Source organism: Yinghuangia seranimata (assembly GCF_029953285.1).
Lineage (GTDB): Bacteria > Actinomycetota > Actinomycetes > Streptomycetales > Streptomycetaceae > Yinghuangia > Yinghuangia seranimata.
In genome coordinates, this window is record NZ_JASAOI010000063.1 from 50881 (window position 1) to 72218 (window position 21338).

The following is a 21338-nucleotide window of genomic DNA, read 5'->3' on the forward strand; positions in this document are numbered from 1 at the left end:
CGCGACGCCGCTGCGTCGGCATAATGCCGTGCTGGCTGCCGGCGAGCGCCCATAGTCTCCCGGGATGCCTCTGCGCCAATACGCCTACTTCGCGCTCATCAGCAAACACACCTCGGCTGCGGAAATGACCGCGTTCCTCGGCATCGAACCCGACGAAGTGCTGGTTCGCGGGAGCCGCATGACCGAGCCCGCCGTCATTCCGACGGCACACAAGTGGAAGATCGTCTGCAGAGAGCCCGGCCTGCGGGTCGACGAGCAGATCGCCCGCGTCGTCGACCGTCTCGCCCCACACACGCAGCGCGTCGCCGAGCTCTCCGCGCGGCTCGCAGCCGAGGGCGAGCCGATGCACAGCGGTGCGGTGCTTGAGGTCGTGCGGTACTTCAACGACGACGCGCCCACCGCCGGCCCCCAGCAAGCCCAGCCGACCGAGGCGTCGAACCTGTTCGGCTGGCACATCGATCGCTCGGTCATGGATTTCCTCGCCGCGACCGGCGCGGTTCTGGACGTCGACGAGTACGACATGTCACCGGAACCATCCGACGAGGAGCCGGAACAGGCCGTCGGGCCCTGAGCCGACGGCCCCGGCGGCTTGACGTTGCAGAGTTCACCTGGACGAATCGGCCGCGGTGGTCTCGCGCAACCCTGCGACCGGCACGTCAGCAGCGCGTTGCGGGGGCTCTGTCGGGAGGTCTCGGGTGTGGGAGAGGGGGGAGCACAGGAGGATCACGGCGGACAGGGGGATGGCGGCGCAGGTGAGCCACATGGCGGGGCGGGGGCCGAAGAGTTCGCCGAGGGTGCCGCCCAGGAGGGCTCCCAGGGGGATGGTGGCGTAGCCGAGGAAGGACGACGTGGCGGTGATGCGGCCGAGGAGGTCGGGCGGGCAGTAGCGCTGGTGGAAGCCCGCTTTCACGACGTTGCCGCCGACCACTCCGGCGACGACGAAGAAGCCGCCTGCGACGAAGAGGGCTGTGCCGGGGCCCGGGAAGGCTGCCGGGGCGAGGAGGCCCGCGAGGGCGAAGCCGAGCTCGAAGACGAGGGTGGCACGGGCGGTGCCGAAGCGGTCGGCGACGCGGCGGGCCAGGAAGGCACCGAGGATGCCGCCCGCGCTCGCGACGGCGACGAGGGCGCCGACCGCGCCGGAGGAGAGTCCGACAGTGCGGACCAGGAACACCACGCGGATCGCCTGGTAGCCCATGAGGGCGAGGTTGGAGGCGGCCGAGAACAGCGACAGGGTGCGCAGCCACGGGTCGTGGGCGATCAGGGCCAGGCCCTCGCGGATGTCGGCGGACATGGTGCGTGGGCGGCGGTTCGTGTCGGGGGAGATAGTGCACGCGCGGCGCTCTGTGCCGGAGGAGATAGTGCGCGCACGGTTCGTGTCGGCGGAGGTGGTGTGCGCGCAGTTCGTGTCGGCGGAGGTGGTCTGCGCGCGGTTCGTATCGGCGGACATGGTGTGCGCGTCGCGATCGGGGTGGGGGGTGGCGGGCTCTCGGTGGCGGATTCGGCCCAGGCAGAGCAGGGAGACGGCGAATGTTCCGGCGTTGACGAGCATCCCGTTGACCGCGCCCGCCGCCTGGGCGATGACGCCGCCCGAGCCGAGGCCGACGAGCTGCGCGGCCGAGGCGCTGCCGTGCAGTTTGGCGTTGCCCTCGGCCTGGTCGGCGGGTTCCAGAAGCCCCGGCAGGTAGGCGGTGTAGGCGGTCTGGAAGAACACTGCTGCGGTGCCCGCGAGCAGGGCGACGCCGAGCAGCAGCCAGATGGTGAGGAGCCCGAGCCACGCCGCTACGGGCAGGCTCGTGTACAGGAGGAGCGAGGCGGCGGCGGACGCGAGCATCACGCCCCGCCTCGGCAGCCGGTCGACCCACACGCCTGCGGGCAGGCCGATGAGGAGCCACGGCAGCCACGCGGCCGCGGTCAGCATGCCGACCTCGAACGTGGACGCGTCGAGCCGGTCGACCGCGATCAGGGGTATCGCGACGCTGGTGACGGCGGCACCGAACTTCCCCGCGGTCTCGCCGCACCAGAGCAGGCGGAAGTCCCGGTGGCGGAGCAGCAGTCCGCGCCGGGGTGGGATTCGCAGGTTGGGTGACGTGGGTGTTGGTGGTTGGGGCGTGTCCGGTGGCGTGTGGGTCGTGGCTACAGGAGCGGTCGGTGCCGCTCGGGCCGTGGGTGCGGGAGCGGCCGGTGCCGCTCGGGCCGTGGGTGCGGGAGCGGCCGGTGCCGCTCGGGCCGTGGGTGCGGGAGCGGCCGGTGTGGTCGATCCCGTCGATTCGGGAGCGGCCGGTGTGGTCGATCCCGTCGATTCGGGAGCGGTCGGTGCCGCGGGGGCCGCCGGTTGACGGTGTGCGGTTTCGGCGTCGGAGGGGCGGCGGGTCATGCCGGGGCCTGGTCGGCCTGCGGGGCGTCGGCGTCGTCGACCCGGCGGCGTGGGAAGGACTGCAGCTGGACGACGACCGGCAGCGCCTCGGGATCCGCCTCCCCCGGCGCGGGGGTGTGCCGGGCTACGACCGCTGCGAGTTCGGTGTTGAGTGCGGCGAGTTGGTCGCGGGTGAGGCGCAGGTCGCGCCAGTCGGAGACGGTTCCAGCCGCGCGCCAGGCCTCGTCCCAGTCCTCGTTGACGTACGTGTGGACGCGTTCGAAGTACAGCCGCAGCAGGCTGTCGAGGTACACGTCGACCGCCCCCGCGCTCGCCGGGTCGTCGCGGAAGTCGGCGAGGTTGAGCTCGTTCGCCGGCCCGGTGCGGCGCCACCAGCGTTCGCGCTTGGTGCCACGCCCGGCGTCCTCCTCGATGAAGCCGTGTGCGGCGAGCTGGCGGAGGTGCCAGCTGACGGTGCCGGTGTTCTCGCCCAGGCGTTCGGCGAGACGGGCGGAGGTGGCGGGGCCGTCGAGGCTGAGCAGTTCGAAAATGCGCATGCGCAAGGGATGCGCGAGGCCCTTGAGGCTGTTGGCGTCGATGCGCCGGGTCGGCCTGGCGGGTGGCGTGGTGGGCACGTGCTCGTCGGACATGGCCTCAGCATAGGTTGCAGAGGATTCTCTGCATAGTTTTCTCTGCAACCTGGGCTGTCGGCGTGCGCAGCTATAAGGGCTTGTTCGGACCGCCAAAGATCGGAGTGAGGATGGAAACCGGCGCCGAGACCGCCACGATCGCCCGCGACTGGGTCATGGGATGGACCGCGTCGCGGATGGCCGCCCCGCCGGTCGCCGAGCCGTGGGGCTACACCGTCGACGTCGGCCTCGCCACGCAGATCACGCGGCACGTGCTCGTCGACCTCGACGAGGCGCTGGTGCGCAAGTTCACCGACGGCCCGACCGCGCCCGGCACGTGGCTGAAGACGTTCGTCCTGCCCGAGGTCCTCGAACCGTGGCTGACACCCGGATGGGTGTTCGACAGCGAGGGCTTCATGATGACCACCCCGCTCGAACACACGCCCGTGTCCACGCCCGACGGCTACCGCCTGCGGCTGTGGACGCGCGGCGAGGTCACGCGCCTCCTGATCGCCGGACCCGACGGAGGCTTCGCCGCCCGCGGCCAGGTGGCCATCCCCTCCCCCGGCGCCGTCGCCGTGTTCGACCAGATCGAGACGTCCCCCGACCACCGTCGCAAGGGCCTCGGCAGCCTGGTCATGCGCACGCTCGGGAACGCCGCCGTCGAGGCCGGCACCACCGACGGCGTCCTCGGCGCCACGACGGACGGCCGCGCGCTGTACGAGGCGCTCGGCTGGACGACACGCCTCCCCCTGACCGGCGTGATCCGCAAAGACGACGCCTGACCCACCCTCAGCGGACGCCGCCGACCCGGTCCCGCGGCTCGGCCTCGGCGGCGCCCGCCATCGGCGCGGCCCAGTCCAGCGTCCGCAGCGACACCCACGCGAGCAGGGCCGCGAGCGGCAGTTCGACGAACACCGCGAGCACCATCGCCTGCAGGTACTCCAGTTGGGGCGCGGCCGACATGTAGTCGAACCACGCGTCGAGCCCGAGCAGCGTGGCGGTCATGGCCGCCGCCGGGCCGGTGGCGCGGTGCCGTACGGCGACCAGCCGGGCGACCATCAGCAGCGCCGCCACCTCGGCGAGGTCGAGGCCGATCCACGAGGTGTCGAAGCTGCGCTTGCCGGCGCCCCGCCCGAGTTCGACGACCAGGACGCCGATCCACACCACCAGCACGCCCGCGCAGATCCGCAGCAGGCGCGGCAGCAGCCGCGCGACCCGGGTGAAGGGGAACCGGCGCACCACGCCGAGCCGGCGAAGGCGCAGGCCCGCCGCGGTGGTCACGGCGGTCAGCACATGCAGCACGATCCCCATCCGACCAGGCTAGTTCGCGCGGCACACCCGGCCGAGGCGGGCCTTCGGAAAGTGGATCATGAAGTGTCGGACCGGCTGTAGCGCGGCGCCCGTTCGAACACGCCGTACCCGCACGGGCGAAGGCGCTGCGTGGACTGCACCGGGCTCGCACCGGGACGGTCTGCACGGTGGCGGCGTGGAGTGCGCCGGGCTCGCACCGGGATGGGCTGCACGGTGGCGACATGGACTGCGCCTGCCTGTACCGTCCCGGGGCTGCTCCGTTGTCGGCGGCCTCCCGCCCCTCCCGCTTTTGATTTTCGCGCGGCCGCCCCGCGCGTCAAGCCGCGGTGGACCTTTGAAGGACCGGCGGCCTGTCCCGTGCAGGAGGGGGCGGCTTGACCCGCGGGCCGTCCGCGCTGAACATCCTCGGCACCTGCGGGAGGGGCGGGAGGTGTGGCGCCGCGGTGATCGCTTCGCGCCGCCGGGCTGCGGTCCCAACGTGGTGGGGGGCGGGCGGTCGGTGTCGGCCGGGCGCCGGGACGGGTCGCGCCGCCGGGCCGCGGTCGCCGATCTCTCACCTCTCACTGACAACGGTTTTCAAAAGAACCAGATGGCAACATGTGGCCATTTGGTTCTTTTGACGCAAAGCCAATAAGAGACCCGGCGCCTCACTGCCCCGATTTGATGCGATATGAGAACCCGGAAGCGTGGTCACCGGTCGTCAAAGGTGGTCGCCCGCCCCACGCTGGAACCGCAACACGGCGACGCGAAGCACGCATTGCGCCTCCACACCGCCTCCCCCTCCCGATAGTTGCCGCGGTTTTAAGCGCGGCCGGGCGGCTGTCAAGGCGCCTCCCCGAACACGGCACAGGCCACCGGTCCGTACATGATCCACCGCGCCTTGACAGCCGTTCGGCCGCGCGGACCATCAAAAATCGGGAGGGGGAGGACGCCGCCGGCCACGGTGCAGGCCGGGGACGGTGCAGCCAGGCGCCGTCCCCGCCGCAGCGGACCAGCCTGCACCCGCACAGCGCGTGCCGCCGCCCGTACGCGGAGGGACCCCCGCCGGGGCGCATCACAGGCGGGGGTCCCACACGGAGTCCGGGACCGGGGGGTCGGGCGGGCTCCGCGGCGGCCGTCAGGCCGGGCGCCTGGCGGGGCGACCGGTTCGAGCGTCGCAGCGGACACCGGCGGACGTCTTGGAAAATTTCGACATCCTTCGCCGTCTTTCACAGCAGCGCACGGCGGCCCGGATCAGCAGAACTCGGCGGCGAGGGTGCCGTATTCGGTGAACAGCTCCCACTGCACCCAGTCGCCGTTGAGGTTCCACGAAGCGAGGTGCGTGCCCGCGCGGTTGGAGTACGTGTAGGTGAACGAGCCGGGGATGCCGCCGTTGTGCCCGTACAACGTCTCCACGTGCCCGTCGGCGCAGGTCAGCTTGCGTTCCACGATGCCGAGGCCGTAGCGGAGCGTCTGCTGCTTCCAGGGCTCGTCCGCGTACCAGTTCGTCGGCGCGTTCGCGTCGCTGGTGACGTTGAAGATCTTCGGGTTCGGGAAGCACTCGGGGTACGCGAAGCCGGTGTTGCAGGTGACCCCCGGCGGCAGCGCGGGCGCGGCCGTGCCGACGGTGTTCATGTTGAGCGTGGTCAGCATCGTGGTGAGCTGCGGCTCGGGCACCAGCCGACCCTGCAGCAGCGCCTTGAGGAACTTGATGAGGTCACCGGTGGTGGAGACGACCGCCCCGGTGCCGTACGCGTAGGAGATGTTCTGGTCGGCGGCCGGCTTGCCGATCCACAGGTTGCCGACGCGCGCCTTGGTGAAGTTGGTCCAGTGCGGGTCGTGCGGCTGCGGCAGCACCGTGTCGTCGGCCTTCGGCACCGTGGTGTCGGTGAGGCCGAGCGGGTCGACGACCATCTGCTTGACGGCGTCCTCCCACGCCATGCCGGTGACCTTCTCGACGATCATCCCGAGGATCGCGTAGTTGGTGTTGGAGTACTCGAAGCCCTTGCCCGGGTCGAACTGCGGGCCGTTGACGGCCATGCTCGCGACGAGTTCCCGCGGCGTGGTGACGGTGTTCGGGAAGGTCGCGACGACCTTCGCGTCGAACAGGTAGTCGCCCATGTAGTCCTTGATGCCGCTGGACATGTTGAGCAGGTTCAGGACGGTGATCGGCAGCCCGCCGTTCTTCGGGTCGTCGAAGCACCGGAAGCGCAGCGGGTTGCAGCCCTGCGACGGGTTGTTCTTGAGGATCGGGCCGAGCAGCCCGAACACGTCGTCGGTCAGCTTGAGCCGGTTCGCGGCGACCAGCTTCATGACGACGGCGGAGGTGAACATCTTGGTGTTGCTGGCCGCCCGGAACTTGGCGTCGGCCTGGCGCGGCGACTGCGTGGCGGGGTTGTCGGCGGTTCCGGCCCACTGCACGCCGTCGACCTCGGTACGGCCGACCGCCCCCGGGATCTGGTCCATGCCGTGCGGCGAACCGGGGGTGTTCCCGTCGTCGACGTTCGCGGTGACCATCTTCAGCGCGTCGAGGAAGCGGCTGTGGTCGCCGGGGTCCCCTGCTTGAGCCGACGGCGCGGTGGCGGCGGCCATGATCGCGGCTCCGGCGAACGCCGCGACGAGGCCGCGCAGCAGCCGGGGCCTGCGGTGGAAGGGTCTTCTGGCTGGGCGCACGGTGTCTCCCCCGGGTCAGGTGCGGATGTGCTCGCACCGTGCCAGCTGACACGTGCCGGGTTCTTGGAGATTTCCGACAGAACGCGCGCGGACCGCGGGTGCGCCGCCCGGTCAGCGCCGCTGGTCGCCGTCCTCGTCGGGCTTGGCGCCGAAGGACTTGCGGAGCGTGTCGGGGCCCTTGTCCGCGGCCCATTCGGCGGTGGACGGGTCGACGCCCTCCTCGCCGGGGCCGTTGCGCCAGGCGGCGCCGCCGGCGAGCTCCTCCGACTCCTCCTCGATCTCGGCGTCGCTCGCCCGGGACGCGGCCCCCACCGTGGCCCCGCCACCCGCAACCGCACCGGCGCCGGCGCCGGCGCCGACACCCGCAACCGCACCAGCACCCGCGGCGACACCAGCGCCCCCGCCCGCACGGACTCCCGCCCCGCCCGTCCTCGCGTCCGACTCCCGCACCATCCCGACGATCCGCCGCCCCGTGATGCCGAGCACCATGAGGCAGATCCCGTCGATGAGCAGCGCGATCGAGATGAACGCCCCGATGACGTAGCGGCTGCTGCTCGGCCACTCGGCGAGCACCAGCAGGCCCAGCACGATGTCGACGACGCCGACGAGGATGCTCCACGTCATCCGCGCCGACAGGCTGGCGATGCCGCCGACCACCCGGAACAGGCCCGCGGTCAGCAGCAGGAACGCCACGAACAGCGTCAGCGCGGCGGCCGCCACGTCCGGGCGGCGCAGCAGCACGACGCCGGCGGCGATGTTCAGCGCGGCCACCGCGACGGTGAGCCAGAACGCGCTCGGGTCCTTGCGCGACTGCACCGCCTGGACGAGCCCGATGATCCCGCCGGCCAGCAGCAGCCACGCGAACAGCACCATCGTGGTCAGCGTCGCGAACGCGGTGTACAGCAGGCCGATGACGCCCGCGATCACCAGGAGGGCGCCCAGGAACACCAGGACGCCGAACCCGAACCCGCCCCCGGTGCGCCGGTGCCGCGCCCCGGTGCTGCTTCTGGTGGCCATGGCGGTCGCTCCCTCGGTCGGCCCGGCACCGGGCGTCCGCCGCAGGGAAGCGCACACCGGGTGATAGCGGGTGCGTGTACCCGCTATGGGGAGCGATACCCCCGGATCACCGGCCGATCCCGGGATACGCCATAACCGCCGTTCAGCGGCCGCCCGAGCCCGGCGGCAGGGCCGGCGGGATCGCGGTGAGCCCGGCCGGCCCGAAGGCGTTGAAGCCGTCGGAGCCGGACGGCAGCGCCGCACGCGGCGCCGGGAAGGTCGGCCGCTGCTGCTCGACGAGCGGTCCCGCGGGGTCCGGCAGGCCGAGGAAGTGGCGGCGCAGCCGGTGCTTCTCGACGCGGTGGTTCGGGGTGCGGGGCATGCGCACGAGCACGCGGACGTGCGCCGGGCGCATGTACGGCGGCAGGGACTGCGCGCACCAGGCGTGCAGCGCCTCGGGGTCGAGCAGCTTGCCCGGGTCGGGCTCGACGTACAGCACGATGTCGTCGTCGGAGGAGCCGTCGCCGCGGCCGTTGGGCACCCCGAAGACGCCGCACAGGGTGATGTCCGGGTGCTGGTTGACGAGGTCCTCGATGTGGTACGCGGAGATGTTCTCGCCACGCATTCGGATGCGGTCCTGCACGCGGTCGACGAAGTGGATCAGCCCGTCCTCGCCGCGCACGACCGCGTCGCCGGTGTGCAGCCACAGGTTCCGCATCGCCTCGGCGGTGGTCAGCGGGTCGCCGGCATACTCCTGGACGACCAGCCCGGCCAGGTGCGGGCGCACCGCGAGCTCGCCGACGGTGCCGGGCGGGACGCGGCTGTCGTGCTCGTCGAGGACGGCGACGTCGAGGAACGGCAGCGGCCCGCCGAGCAGCCCCTTGCGCGGCACGGCGTGCCCGGGCACGACCGGCACCCGGTAGTGCGCGCAGACCCGGACGACCTGCTCGTGGGTGAGGCCGCGCTGGAGCGGCGGCGGGGTGCCGGCGCCTTCCGCGAGCTCCTCGACCACCGCGGCGACCGGCATGCCCGACTCGATCTGGCCGTACGCGGCGACCACGAAGTCGACGCCGAAGCGCCGCGCGAAGTCGGCGTGGGTGGGCGGCAGCGGGTGCAGCCACACCTTCGACAGCGGGTTGGCGGCGTCCTCGCGCCGCTCGGGGGCGCTGGTCAGCCACGGGATGGCGGCGTCGGTGAGGACCGCGGTGCTGGCACCCGCGGCGGTGATCCGGCCCCAGAACTCGCCGGGGTGGAAGCGGTCCCACAGCGTGACGGTGGCGCCGGTCCACGCGGCGCGCGCGACGCCCGCGAAGGCGCCGTACACGGTGTGCATGGGCAGGTCGCTGTAGATGACGTCGTCGGGCGTGGTGAGCCGGCGCAGCAGGAAGGTGCTCTGCGCGATCCACCGGTGCCGCTGGACGACGGCCTTGGGGCGGCCGGTGTTGCCGGGCGTGTGCAGGATGGCGGCGACGTCGTCGGGGCCGGCGCCGATCTGGGGCGGCAGGGCGCGGGCGAGGAAGCGCGCGTACGGGATCTCGGGGAAGCCGTGCGGCGGCGGGACGCCGACCGAGTCGTGGACGGTGATCCGCGGCGCGTACGGGAGGTGCCGGCGCACGATCTCGAGCCCGGGCAGGCAGGCCCGCTCGGTGACGATCAGCTGCGGGTTGATCGTGCCGAGCTGTTGGAGGAGCAGTTCGCCGGACAGCTCGGGGTCGATCGGGCAGAAGACCGCGCCGGCCTTCCAGATGCCGAACATCCACAGCGCGGCGGCGTAGGGGCTGCGGCAGTGCACGACGACGCGGTCGCCGCGGCGGACGCCGACGGCCTCGAGGTTCCCGGCGATGGTGTCGGTGGCGCGGCGGGCCTCCGCGTAGCTGAGGTCGAGGCCGTGCTCGCCGTAGTGGATGAACACCCGCAGCGGGGTGCGGACCGACCAGGCGTCGAGGGCCTCGGTCACCGGTTCGCCGTCGACGGCGAGTTCGGCGGCGAGCGTGTCGAGGAAGGCCGCTCCGCCGGTGGCGCCCGTGCTGCTGGGTGTCGTCACTGTTGTCCTCACGGGGCACGGTCCCGACGGGCGGTCGGGCCGCATATGGGGGGATCACGGTGGGAGCTGTGTGGCGGTGCGCAGAGTGGAGCCGCAGCGTACCGCCTCGGCGGCGGGTGCGGGGCGGGAGTCTGCGGGCGTTGTCTTCCGCTCGCGGAAAGGTGTACCTAGCATCTGACCGGCGACCGGTGTTGACGCCCGGTCAGTAGCACTCCCCGAAGGAGGCGTGAGACTTGCCCGACAACACATCGGTGGGCGTGGTGACCGCGGAGGAGGTCCGCGGCCGGGTGCGCGATCTGGCGGCCGCGCACGATCCGGCCGGGACCGATCCCGTCGCGTTTCTCGGACACCGGTTCGACGCCGGCCTGGCCTGGGTGCACTTCCCGGTCGGGTGCGGCGGACTGGGCGCGCCGCGCGCGCTCCAGCAGGTGGTGGAGCAGGAGTTGGCCGCGGCGGGCGCGAAGCCGCCGAACGTGTACCGCAACCCGATCGGCCTGGGGATGGGCGCGCCGACCGTCGCCGTGCACGGCACGGACGAGCAGCGGCGGAGGCTGCTGAGGCCGCTGTGGACCGGCGAGGAGGTGTGGTGCCAGCTGTTCTCCGAGCCGGGCGCGGGGTCGGACCTGGCGGGGCTGGCCACACGCGCGGTGCGTGACGGGGACGACTGGGTCGTCAACGGGCAGAAGGTGTGGACGTCCTTCGCGCACAAGGCGCGCTGGGCGATGCTGCTCGCCCGCACCGACCCGGACCTGCCCAAGCACCAGGGGCTGACCTACTTCTTCCTGGACATGACGCTGCCGGGCGTCGAGGTGCGGCCGCTGCGGCAGGCCACCGGGCAGGCCGAGTTCAACGAGGTGTTCCTGACCGACGTGCGGATCCCGGACGCGATGCGCGCGGACGAGGTCGGCAAGGGCTGGGCGGTGTCGAACACGACGCTGATGAACGAGCGCGTCGCGATCGGCGGCGGCGCGGCGCCGCGCGAGGGCGGCGCCATCGCGCCGGTCGCGAAGCTGTGGCGCGAGCATCCCGAGGTGCGCACCGGCGGGCTGCACGACCGGGTGATGCGGGCGTGGGTCGAGGGCGAGGTGGCGCGGCTCGCGAACGAGCGGATCCGGCAGCAGCTGGCGGCCGGCAAGCCGGGGCCCGAGGGGTCGGCGGCGAAGATCTCGTTCGCGCGGATCAACCAGGAGACCACCCGGCTCTGGCTGGAACTCACCGGCGAGGACGGGCTGGCCTACGACGACTGGACGATGCGCCGTGTGGATCTTGGCGGTTCGGACGGCGGGCGAGGCCCCGGCTACTACTACATCCGCGCCAAGGGCAACTCGATCGAGGGCGGCACGACGGAGATCCTGCGCGGCGTGATCGCCGACCGCGTGCTCGAACTGCCGCGTGAGCCGCGGTCCGACACCAAGCTGCCGTGGAAGGAGATCCCTCGGTGACCGAGATCCCCTCGCTGCTGTACTCGGAGATCGAGGACGACGTCCGGGCGACGTTGCGCGGTCTGCTGGCCGACCGGTGTTCGTGGAACGACGTGCTCACACGTGTCGACACGGACGAGCCGTACGACGACGCGCTGTGGAAGGCGGTCGGCGAAGACCTGGGCCTGGCCGGGCTGTTGGTGCCCGAGGAGCTGGGCGGCGCGGGCGGCACGGCCCGCGAAGTGGCCGTCGTGCTCGAGGAACTGGCGCGCGCCGTCGCCCCGGTGCCCTACCTCGCGAGCGCGGTGCTGGCCGTCGGCGCGCTGCTGGCCGCGCCCGAAGGCCCGGCGCGCGACGGGGCGTTGGGCGCGCTGGCGGCCGGTGCCAAGGTGGGCACGCTCGCGGTTCCGGCCACGACGTACGGCGCACCCTTCCCGCTGACGGTGACCGGCGCGCCGGACGGCGACGGGCTGGTGCTGACCGGCGCGGTGACCAGCGTGCTGGCGGCCGATCGGGCGGACCTGCTGGTGGTGCCGGTGGTCGTGGCCGGCGAGCCGTATCTTGCGCTGGTCGACGGCACCGCGCCGGGTCTGACCCGTGGCCGGATCACGACGCTGGACGCGACGCGTCCGGTCGGCCCGGTGACGCTCGACGGGGTCCCGGCGGCGGTCGTGGCCGGGCCCGACGCGGCCGAGGCGGCGCTGCGGCACGCCCTCGGCCTCGGTGCGGCCCTGCTGGCGTCCGAGCAACTCGGCGTGTCCGAGCGGGCGTTGGAAGAGGCGGTCAACTACCTGAAGGTGCGCCACCAGTTCGGCCGGCCGATCGGCTCGTACCAGGCGCTGCGGCACCGTGCGGCCGACCTGTGGGCGGACATCGCGGCGGCTCGGGCGACCGCCCGCTACGCGGCGGCGGCCTTCGCCGACGGCTCCCCCGACGCGGAGGTCGCGGCGTCGCTGGCCCAGGCGTACTGCGGCGACGTCGCGGTGCACGCGGCCGAGGAGTGCGTGCAGATGCACGGCGGCATCGGGTTCACGTGGGAGCACCCGGCCCACCTGTACCTCAAGCGGGCGATGAGCCTGTCGCTGCTGCTCGGCACCGCCGACCGGCACCGCACGGTCCTGGGCGGCCTGGTGGACCTGCCGCCGGCCTGACCGCGACGCACTGCGAGGCTTCCGGCCGGGGCGCGGGCTGTGCCTGCCCCGGCTGGAAGCCGGCCGTCACCAGAGCCCGATCGCCGCGAGCGTGGCGACGACCGCGACCGCGACGACCTTGATCCGGCTGAGCTCGAACGCGGTGTCGCTCGGCTGGTTGGCGGCCGGGTCGTTGTACCGCCACGACTCCGTCTCCCACCAGCCGTCCTCGGAACTGACCGCCCAGCCGATGCCGCAGAAGACCATTACGACGATCCACAGGAAGACGATCCAGCCGTGTGTCATGGCGCTGCACCCCGTTCGGTGATGATCAACTACCCGTCACGCTAGACCCGTCGCGTGCCGGGCGGCTGAGGCACTTCCCTCCGTCGGGGAACCCGGGGTGCGAGGGACGGACTCGCACCCCGGGTCCGAACAGGGGGACGGGCGGGGCTACTTGAGGCCGGCGTCCAGCGCGGCGATCAGCTCGCCGTTGGCGGTGTCGCCGCTGAACTCCCAGAAGAAGGCGCCGCGCAGGTTCTGCGCCTTGGCGTACGCCATCTTGCCGGTGACGGTCGCCGGGGTGTCGTAGCTCCACCAGTTGGTGCCGCAGTGCGCGTAGGCGGTGCCGGCGACGGTGCCGGTCACCGGGCACTGCGTCTTGAGCTTGTAGTAGTCCTCGATGCCCTGCTCGTAGGTGCCGGGCGCGGGCCCGGTGGCGGTGCCGCCCGGCGCGTCCTGCGTGACGCCCGTCCAGCCGCGTCCGTAGAAGCCGATGCCGAGGTTGATCTTCGAGGCGGGAACGCCCTTGGACAGGTACTTCTGGATCGCGGCGTCCGTGTTGAAGCCCTGGATCGGGATGCCGTTGTACGAGGTCAGCGGCGAGTGCGGGGCGGTCGGCCCGGTCTTGTCCCACGCGCCGAAGAAGTCGTACGACATCACGTTGTACCAGTCGACATACTGCGCGGCGCCCGCGTAGTCCGCCGCGTCCATCTTGCCGCCCGCCGAGCCGTCGGCGGTGACCGCGGCGGTCACCAGCGCGGCGGAGCCGAACTTCGCGCGCAGCGCGGCGAGCAGGTTCTTCAGCGCCGCCTGGCCGCTGGTGTCGCACGACAGGCCGCAGGCGTTGGGGTACTCCCAGTCGATGTCGATACCGTCGAACACGTCGGCCCAGCGCGGGTCCTCGACCAGCTTGTAGCAGGAGTCCGCGAAGGCCGCCGGGTTGGCCGCGGCCTGTCCGAAGCCGCCGGACCACGTCCAACCGCCGAACGACCACAGGATCTTCAGGTTCGGGTACTGCTTCTTGAGCTTGCGCAGCTGGTTGATGTTGCCGGCGACGGGCTGGTCCCACGTGTCGGCGACGCCGTCGACGCTGGTGGCCGCGTCGTAGGTCTTCTGGTAGTCGGCGTAGGCGTCGCCGATCTGGCACGCTCCGCCGGTGACGTTGCCGAAGGCGTAGTTGATGTGCGTGAGCTTGGCCGCCGAGCCCGAGGTGACGATGTTCTTCACCTGGTAGTTGCGCTGGTAGATGCCCCAGTCGGTGAAGTAGCCCAGACGGACCTTGTCGCCGCCGGGATTGCCGCCCCCGCCTCCGGTGGTGGTGACGACGAGCGGCGGGGACGCCGGACCGGTCTGGCCGGCGGTGTCGCGCGCGACGACCGTGTAGGTGTGCGTGCTGCCCTTGGCGAGGCCGCTGTCGTCGTACGAAGTGCCGGTCACCGTGGCGATCTTGGCGCCGTCCCGGGACACGTCGTAGTTCGTGACGCCGTGGTCGTCGGTGGCGGGCGGCCACGTGAGGGTGAGCGCGGTGTCGCCGACGTTGCCCGCGGACGGCCGGCCCGGCGCGGACGGCGGGTTGTCGGTCGGCTGCGAACCGCCGTCGCAGGAGCCGCCGTTGAGCTTGCAGCCGGACGGCGCGCCGGAGCCGGCGCCGTTGAACCCGAAGGTGGCGCTCGCGCCGGGGGCGAGGGTACCGTTCCAGCCGACGTTCTTGGCGGTCCAGTGGTTGCCGGAGGAGGTCACGGTCGCCTCCCAGAACCCGGTCACCGAGGTGCCGGCCGGGTAGTCCCACTCGACGATCCACGACGTGAGGGTCGTGGTGCCGGTGTTCTTGATCGTCCACTGGGCGCCGAACCCGGTGCCCCAGTCCTGGGTCTTGGTGTAGGTGGCGGTGGCGGACGTGGCCGCCGACGCGCTGGCGGGGAGGCCGACCATGGCCGCGAGGGGGAGGACCAAGGCCACCAGGGCGGCGGCGAGCCTGCCCCTGCCCCGGCGGTGGGCACGTGCGCGTGTGCTGCTCAAGACTGCTCCCGAGTGAGGTCCGACTTGCGGGAAGGTGGGACCCTGCTCCGTCCGGCGGACCCGCGTGGCCATCACGCGTCCGTCAAGCAGTGCGGCCGATCGTAGAAAGGTCTGGACCACACGGTCAATGGTCCAGACCAAAAATGAGGGACCGGGCACGCGGAAGCACCCGGCCGGGGCCGCGTCGCGGGCCCGGGGCCGGGTAGGTGTCACATGTGGGGATCACGAACAGGCGCCGCGTCCGGCACCACGGCATGGAGCCGGTCGACGCCGTCACCGACCTGCCGCTGCGCCGCGTCATGTCGTGGTGGGCGCTCGTCCTGAGCGTGCTCGGCGCCGCCGGATGCGCGTGGGCGGCGGCCGAATTCAGCCTGCACCAGGGCATCTGGATCTTCGCCGCCGCGGCGCTGGCGCTCACGGCCCTCGTCGCCGCGGTCGACCTGCTGGTGATCCACTACCGGATGCACCACCACGAGTACTGAGCCTGCGCGGGCGCGCCTGAGCGCCCGACGGCGGGCGCTCCCGTCAGGTACGCGGACGTCAGGCGAGCATGCGGACGACCATCACCACCGCGTACGCCAGCACCGCGAACAACGTGACCAGCACCGCGACCAGCAGCCACGCCCGCGGGTTGCGCCCGGGCGCGGGCGGCGCCTCGATCGCCTCGGCCGATCCGTCGGCCACGGGGTTCTCGCTCACCTGTACCTCCGGAGGATGCCCCGGTCTTCAGGCCGGGGAGGAATGCGGTCGCCCGCAGAGTCGTGCTGGGAACACCGAGCCGCTGCCGGGTGGCACAGCGTCGGCCCCGCGCTTGGGCGGGAGTGTCGGTGGGGATCGCTAGCGTCGCTCGGGTGACGACGACGCGGGGCGCCGAGGAGGGGTCCCAGCATGCCCGGCACACCTACCGGCTTCGTGTGTCGTCGACCGCGCGGGCGGCGCTGTTGGAGGAGTGGTCGCGGTGCCGGTGGGTCTGGAACGAGTGCGTCGCCCGGTCGAGGAAGGCCCACGCGGACCGCGAGAACATCGGCCCGGCAGCGCTGGACCGGATGCTGACCCACGCCCGCACGATCACTCCCTGGCTGCGCGAAGGGAGTTCGGTCCCACAACAGCAGACCATCCGGGATTTCGGCAAGTCCCGCGCCAAGGCGGTCAAGGACATCCGCGACCGGCTGCCTCAGCATCGCCGGGCGGGGATGCCTCGGTGGAGGAAGCGGCGCGGGTCCGCGCCGACCTTGAACTACACCCGGCGCGGGTTCCGCCTCAAGGACGGACGGCTGCACCTGGCAGGCGGGATCGTCGTGACGGTGGTGTGGTCGCGTCATCTGCCCGCCGATCCGTCGAGTGTGCGGGTCTACCGCGATGTGCTCGGGCATTGGTACGCCTCGTTCGTGGTCCCCGCCCGGGTCGAGCCGCTGCCCGCGACGGGCCGGGTCATCGGGGTCGACTGGGGCGTGCGCGAGACCGCGACCACGACCGACGACGCATACGACCTTCCGCAGGCGGAACACGGCCGCAAAGCGGCCGTACGGCTGGCCCGCTACCAGCGGATGATGGCGCGCCGCAAACCCGCGAAGGGCAAACCCGGATCGAACGGCTACAAGGCCGCCGGGCGTCAGGCAGCGAAGGTCTACACCAAGGTCGCCCGGCAGCGCCAGGACACCGCCCGCAAGTGGGCCAAGCGCATCGTCGCCGAACACGACGCCGTCGCGGTCGAGGATTTCCGGCCCAGGTTCCTCGCCAAGTCGTCGATGGCTCGCGTGGCCGCCGACGCCGCGATCGGCGCCACGAAGAACGCCCTGATCGAGATGGGCCGTAAACACGGACGAGACATCCGTCTCGTCAACCCCGCGCACACCACGATGGACTGCGCACGGTGCGGAGCGAGAGCCAAGCACGCACTCCCCCTTTCCGAGCGAACCTACGTCTGCAGCGAGTGCGGAGCCTCGTCCCCCCGGGACAAGAACTCCGCCCGTGTGATGCTGATCCGGGCAGGTCTGAACCCGGCTGGTGTCGAGGGCATAGGACCTGGCTGTCCGCCGGACAGCCAGGCAGCCTGAGCCACGAATCCCTTCCCCTCAGGGAGGGGAGCAGTCAAGAAACCTCCACTGCCTCCACACACCACAACGGCCGTCCCACCCAGCGTCGCACCGGGTGAGACGGCCGTGCATCAGCCGCCAGGAGGAGTCAGGCGGACGGCGGGACTCCTCCGCCCGGACCACCCGGTCCCACGCCCTGCTGCGCCGCGATGAGCCGGGCCAGCCAGAAGCGCAGGAACGACGACAGCGAGTAGCGCACGAACAGCGCCATGCCCGCGATAGAGATGGTCACGCCCAACAGCCCGGCCACGATGGCGTCGTACTGCGTCAGGTACAGCGTCGTGGTGTGCGACATGATGTACGCGCCGATGCCGGTACCGATGCCGCCGACCATCAACAGGACGCCCAACCACATCAGTTGGGTGTCCATCGTGGTCGTGGGCGTCTTGACGCGCAGCCCGGCGACCTCCTGGGTCAGCGCGTGCGAACGCGACCCGGCCGGTGGGGCCGGAGGCTGTTCGGGGAAGGGGACAGGGGTGCCCGCCGGAACGGTCGGCGGAACACCGGCGGTGTTCGTGCTCATGGGTTCACCTCGTGTCTCGCCGTCGTTTTCGGGCGCGGGAGGGGCCTGTTCGCCGCCGAGATAGGCGGTGTAGCGGTCGGCGCCGACGGGCAGCACGACCGTGCTGTGGTCCGGCTCCGAAGGGTCGGCCTGCGCGGCCGGATCGCGCGGGTCGGACGGCGTTCCGGTCATGGTCGGCTCCCCCTGTGGCTCGTCGCCGCCGCCCAGGTACGCGCTGTGCAGCCGCGAGGCGATGGCGTCGGGCGTGCCCACCGCGGTGATCCGGCCGCCGGTCATCACGGCCGCCAGGTCGGCGACGCCCAGTGCGGTCTTCGCGAACTGCTCGACGAGGAGCACCGTCACGCCGGTCCCGGCGATGCGGGCGACGATCTCGAAGAGCTGCTCGACGACGAGCGGAGCGAGCCCCATCGACAGTTCGTCGATGAGCAGCACCGCGGGGTCGGTCGCGATGGCCCGGGCCATGGCGAGCATCTGCTGCTCGCCGCCGGACATCGTGCCGGCCGCCTGACGGCGCCGCTGCTTGAGCCGGGGGAAGATCGGGAAGACGCGTTCCTCGATGTCGGCCCGGGACACCCCCCGGTAGCTGGCCATCCACAGGTTCTCGGACACCGTCAGATTCGGGAAGACCCCCCGGCCCTCGGGAATGCTGCACAGTCCCAGGCGGGCCAGCTCGACGGGCGCCGCGCCGGTGACGTTGCGGCCGGCCAGCCACAGTTCGCCCGCGGTCGGCGGGTGCATCCCGGACGCGACCTTGAGCATCGTGGTCTTGCCGGCGCCGTTGGGGCCGAGCACCGCGACCACGGTGCCGGCCGGCACCGCCAGGTCGATGCCGTGCAGCACCTCGACCTGCTCGTACGCCGCCTTGACGCCGCGCAGTTCGAGCAGCGGCGGAGCGACCGCCGGGCCCGGGACGGGCAGTTCCAGGGTCTGTGTCACGATCCCCCCAGCGCTTCGGTGTCCTCGTCCGACTCGCCGAGGTACGCCGCGCGCACCGCCGGGTCGGCCTGGATCTGGTCGCAGGTGCCCTGGGCGAGCTTCTTGCCGAAGTCGAGCACGTGCAGTTCGTCGCACACCGACATGACCAGGTCCATGTCGTGCTCGACGAGCAGCACCGCGACGCCGTCGTCGGCCACTTCGCGCAGCACGCGGGAGAACGCGGCGGTCTCCGCCTCGTCCTGCCCGGACGCCGGCTCGTCGAGCAGCAGCACCCGCGGGCGGCACGCCAGCGCCCGCGCGAGCTCGACCATGCGGCCCTGCCCGGTGGGCAGTTGGTCGGCGCGGACGTCCGCGACGGCGGTGAGGCCGAGCCGCTCGACCAGCGTCTCGGTGGTCGGCCCGGCGCGTTCCGCGCTGCGGTGCCGCCGACGGAACTCGGAGGCGGCGACGTGGATGTTCTCGCGCACCGACAGCGAGCCGAACAGCTCCAGGCGCTGGAAGGTGCGCGCCATGCCGCGCCGCGCGCGCCGGTAGGGCGGCAGCTTGCTGATGTCCCGGCCGTCGAGCGTGACACTGCCGCGGGTGGGCGGCTGCAGCCCGGTGATGACGTTGAACATCGTGGTCTTGCCGGCGCCGTTGGGCCCGATCAGGCCGGTGATCTGCCCGTTGAGGGCGCGCAGGCTGATGTTGTCCAGCGCGGTGTGCCCGCCGAACCGGACGGTGACGTCGTTGACCTCAAGACCCATGGCGGCCTCCGGACAGGGCGGTGAGCGGCGGCAGCCCGAGCGTGCGGTCGAGCGCCTCGATGTCCTCAGGGGTGAACGGCACGCTCAGGCCGAGCTTCTCGGGCGGCGCGGTCATGCCCTCGGGCAGCACCGGCTGCCCGCCCGGGGCACCGGACTTGCGGTTGTCGATGCCGCGCGACACGGACGAGATCAGGACGACCGACAGCGCGATGACGATGACCATCACCCAGTTGCCGACCAGGTCCGCCTGGCGCACCGCGAACGCCGCGACGATCACCGCGGCGCCGCCGGCGAGGACGAACGGGTGTTTCAGGGCCGGATCCCACTTGGGCCGCAGCTGCGCGGCCACCATGCCGTTCGGGTTGCGGCCGAGCGCGACGCCGTTGAGGCCGATGAGGATGGTGGTCAGCTGCGTCCAGTCGGGGAACAGGTTGATCATGAGCGGGGTGCCCAGCAGCGTCCCGGCGAACAGCGCCGCGCCCGGCGAGGTCAGGCCGGCGATGACCATCGACATCAGGATCGAGAGACCGGTGAAGAACTCGAAGTTGTTCGGGCTCACCGAGCGGACCGCGCCGCCGTAGATGCCGCCGCCGACGCCCGCGATCGCCGCCGACGTGGCGAACACCGCGAGCGTGGTCAGCTTGTGGTTCATGCCGAGCGTCGCGCACGCCGCCGGGCTGTCCTTCAGCGCGAGCAGCCGCTTGCCGAACTCGGCGCGGCGGATGGCCACCACAAGCAGGCTGACCAGTGCGAACGCCACGGCGCCGAACACGAAGTAGGCGCGGTCGCCGGTGATGTCGACGCCGGGCAGGTCGAACCGCTTGATCTGCAGGCTGCCGCTCTTGAAGACGTAGTACTCGTGGTGGCCCCAGTGCCACTTGGGCAGCAGGAAGAACCACCGGTCGAGCGCGACGGCGAACGCCGCTGTGGCGAGCGCGAGGTAGATGCCGGAGAGGCGCAGCGCGGGCAGCGCGACCACCGCGCCGACCGCGGCGCAGATCAGCGCCGCCCACAGCAAGGCGATCGGCTGCCCCTCCCGCCCGAGGTGGGCGACGGTGATGGCACCGATGCCGGCGAAGCCGAGCTGGGCCAGCGACAGCTGTCCGGCGTATCCGATGAGCGGGATCATCGACAGGCCGATGATGCCGAGGCCCCACATCTTGGTGCTGGAGAAGACGTCGTTGTCGCTCAGCGTGCGGGACGCGACGATGCCGCCGAACACCACCGCGGCCGCGAACATCGCGCCGCCGGTCCAGGTGGGTTTGCGGGAGAACTCGCGCGTCCGCGTGCTGGCGTGGCCGCGCAGCTGGGACTGCGGCATGAGCAGCAGCGCGATGAACAGCACCACCACGGGGACGCTGCCGATGAACCCGGCGAGGTACGGGTAGCCGGCATCCCACTTGGGCACGTAGTTGGTGGCCAGCGCGCCCGCCACGCCGATGACCATGGCGCCGACGAACGTCATCGGCAGGCTGCGCAGCCGGCCGATGACCGCCGCCGCGTACGCGTTGACGATCAGCAGGGTCAGCGGCAGCGGGCTCAGCGACAGCTTCGGCGCGACCAGGATGCCGGCGAGGGCCGCCAGGCTGGTGCCGATCGCCCACGCGAGCATGCCGGACGCCTCGGGGCGCGAGCCGTTGAGGACGGCCAGCGAGCGGTCGTCGACGGTGGCGCGCATGGCGACGCCGATCCGCGTGCGGGTCAGCAGGATCCACAGCGCGACGGCGACGGCCAGCGCGACGCCGAGCGTGATCAGGTCGGCGTAGGCGAGGTTGACGCCGCCGACCTTCCACACGTGCCCGGCGTAGAACGGCAGCACGGTGCGGTTGACCGACGGGTCCCAGATCCACAGGTCGGCGGCGACCAGGGACAGCAGGATGGCGACCGTGACCATGAGCTTGGTGGCCTGCGACGCGCCTTCGAGGCGGCGCATGATCACCAGGTGCAGCGCGATGCCGAACAGCGGGGCGAACCCGAGCAGGACGACCGGCAGCGCCAGCCACACCGGCCATCCCCAGGCGTGTTCGAACTGCCAGTACAGGAACGCCGAGAACATGCCGGTCGCGCCGTGGGCGAAGTTGAAGATGCCGGTGGTCGTGTACGTGAGTGTCAGACCGCCCGCGGTGATCGCGTAGATGCCCCCGGTGGCAAGGCCGATGATGACGAAAGTGATGAACTCTTGCACGTGCCCTCCGTG

The 21338-nt window shown here is 72.0% G+C and carries 18 protein-coding genes; 6 read left to right on the forward strand and 12 right to left on the reverse strand.

What is annotated here, in order from left to right; translation table 11 throughout:
• The first annotated feature begins 64 nt into the window (after nt 1-64).
• Complete coding sequence (locus QI554_RS36190; protein WP_281476473.1) at nt 65-571, forward strand: DUF4279 domain-containing protein; 507 nt, start codon at nt 65-67, stop codon at nt 569-571.
• 33 nt (nt 572-604) lie between these two features.
• Here the strand turns inward: QI554_RS36190 and QI554_RS36195 are convergent, their stop codons facing one another.
• Nucleotides 605-2077: an MFS transporter gene (locus tag QI554_RS36195; protein ID WP_281476524.1), complete on the reverse strand. Its 1473-nt coding sequence runs from the start codon at nt 2075-2077 to the stop codon at nt 605-607.
• 293 nt (nt 2078-2370) lie between these two features.
• Nucleotides 2371-3003 carry a winged helix-turn-helix domain-containing protein gene (locus tag QI554_RS36200; RefSeq protein WP_281476475.1) on the reverse strand — a complete coding sequence of 211 codons (633 nt, stop codon included), beginning with the start codon at nt 3001-3003 and terminating at the stop codon, nt 2371-2373.
• A 110-nt stretch (nt 3004-3113) separates the two neighbouring features.
• Between QI554_RS36200 and QI554_RS36205 the strand changes: the two genes are divergently transcribed.
• Nucleotides 3114-3767: a GNAT family N-acetyltransferase gene (locus QI554_RS36205; RefSeq protein WP_281476476.1), complete on the forward strand. Its 654-nt coding sequence runs from the start codon at nt 3114-3116 to the stop codon at nt 3765-3767.
• A gap of 7 nt (nt 3768-3774) precedes the next feature.
• Here the strand turns inward: QI554_RS36205 and QI554_RS36210 are convergent, their stop codons facing one another.
• The 4 genes from QI554_RS36210 to QI554_RS36225 all read right to left on the reverse strand — a co-directional run bounded on the left by QI554_RS36210 (nt 3775) and on the right by QI554_RS36225 (nt 9988).
• Nucleotides 3775-4296 (reverse strand): hypothetical protein, encoded by a 522-nt coding sequence (locus tag QI554_RS36210; protein ID WP_281476478.1) that lies wholly within the window; start codon nt 4294-4296, stop codon nt 3775-3777.
• Nucleotides 4297-5529: 1233 nt separating this feature from the next.
• Nucleotides 5530-6948 carry a serine hydrolase domain-containing protein gene (locus QI554_RS36215; RefSeq protein ID WP_281476480.1) on the reverse strand — a complete coding sequence of 473 codons (1419 nt, stop codon included), beginning with the start codon at nt 6946-6948 and terminating at the stop codon, nt 5530-5532.
• 111 nt (nt 6949-7059) lie between these two features.
• Nucleotides 7060-7965, reverse strand: a complete 906-nt coding sequence (locus QI554_RS36220; protein ID WP_281476482.1) for an HdeD family acid-resistance protein — start codon at nt 7963-7965, stop codon at nt 7060-7062.
• Between the two features lie 142 nt (nt 7966-8107).
• A complete protein-coding gene (locus tag QI554_RS36225; RefSeq protein ID WP_281476483.1) occupies nt 8108-9988 on the reverse strand; it encodes an AMP-binding protein in 1881 nt (626 codons plus the stop codon).
• A 233-nt stretch (nt 9989-10221) separates the two neighbouring features.
• Between QI554_RS36225 and QI554_RS36230 the strand changes: the two genes are divergently transcribed.
• Together QI554_RS36230 and QI554_RS36235 are read left to right on the forward strand one after the other, a co-directional pair.
• Entirely contained in the window at nt 10222-11430 is a 1209-nt protein-coding gene (locus tag QI554_RS36230; RefSeq protein ID WP_425528117.1) for an acyl-CoA dehydrogenase family protein, read from the forward strand.
• Nucleotides 11427-12560, forward strand: a complete 1134-nt coding sequence (locus QI554_RS36235) for an acyl-CoA dehydrogenase family protein (protein ID WP_281476485.1) — start codon at nt 11427-11429, stop codon at nt 12558-12560. Before QI554_RS36230 ends, QI554_RS36235 begins: the two co-directional genes overlap by 4 nt.
• A gap of 66 nt (nt 12561-12626) precedes the next feature.
• Here QI554_RS36235 and QI554_RS36240 read toward each other — a convergent pair whose 3' ends face one another.
• On the reverse strand, nt 12627-12845 hold the full coding sequence (locus tag QI554_RS36240) for a DUF6199 family natural product biosynthesis protein (RefSeq protein ID WP_281476487.1): 219 nt from the start codon (nt 12843-12845) through the stop codon (nt 12627-12629).
• Nucleotides 12846-12992: 147 nt separating this feature from the next.
• Nucleotides 12993-14753, reverse strand: coding sequence for a glycosyl hydrolase family 18 protein (locus tag QI554_RS36245; protein WP_281476526.1), 1761 nt, complete (start codon nt 14751-14753; stop codon nt 12993-12995).
• Nucleotides 14754-15055: 302 nt separating this feature from the next.
• Here QI554_RS36245 and QI554_RS36250 point away from each other — a divergent pair, with 302 nt between their 5' ends.
• Entirely contained in the window at nt 15056-15322 is a 267-nt protein-coding gene (locus QI554_RS36250) for a hypothetical protein (RefSeq protein ID WP_281476488.1), read from the forward strand.
• Between the two features lie 58 nt (nt 15323-15380).
• On the opposite strand, the gene QI554_RS36255 is transcribed toward QI554_RS36250, so the two are convergent.
• Entirely contained in the window at nt 15381-15539 is a 159-nt protein-coding gene (locus QI554_RS36255) for a hypothetical protein (protein WP_281476489.1), read from the reverse strand.
• A gap of 152 nt (nt 15540-15691) precedes the next feature.
• Between QI554_RS36255 and QI554_RS36260 the strand changes: the two genes are divergently transcribed.
• Nucleotides 15692-16897 (forward strand): RNA-guided endonuclease InsQ/TnpB family protein, encoded by a 1206-nt coding sequence (locus QI554_RS36260; protein WP_281476490.1) that lies wholly within the window; start codon nt 15692-15694, stop codon nt 16895-16897.
• Between the two features lie 127 nt (nt 16898-17024).
• Here QI554_RS36260 and QI554_RS36265 read toward each other — a convergent pair whose 3' ends face one another.
• Genes QI554_RS36265 through QI554_RS36275 form a run of 3 tightly spaced genes read right to left on the reverse strand, consistent with a single transcriptional unit; the run spans nt 17025 to nt 21326 of the window.
• Entirely contained in the window at nt 17025-18395 is a 1371-nt protein-coding gene (locus QI554_RS36265) for an ABC transporter ATP-binding protein (RefSeq protein WP_281476492.1), read from the reverse strand.
• Nucleotides 18392-19141: an ABC transporter ATP-binding protein gene (locus QI554_RS36270; RefSeq protein ID WP_281476494.1), complete on the reverse strand. Its 750-nt coding sequence runs from the start codon at nt 19139-19141 to the stop codon at nt 18392-18394. The genes QI554_RS36265 and QI554_RS36270 overlap by 4 nt, the downstream gene beginning before the upstream one ends.
• Nucleotides 19131-21326: an ABC transporter permease gene (locus QI554_RS36275; protein ID WP_281476496.1), complete on the reverse strand. Its 2196-nt coding sequence runs from the start codon at nt 21324-21326 to the stop codon at nt 19131-19133. Before QI554_RS36275 ends, QI554_RS36270 begins: the two co-directional genes overlap by 11 nt.
• Nucleotides 21327-21338: the final 12 nt, after the last annotated feature.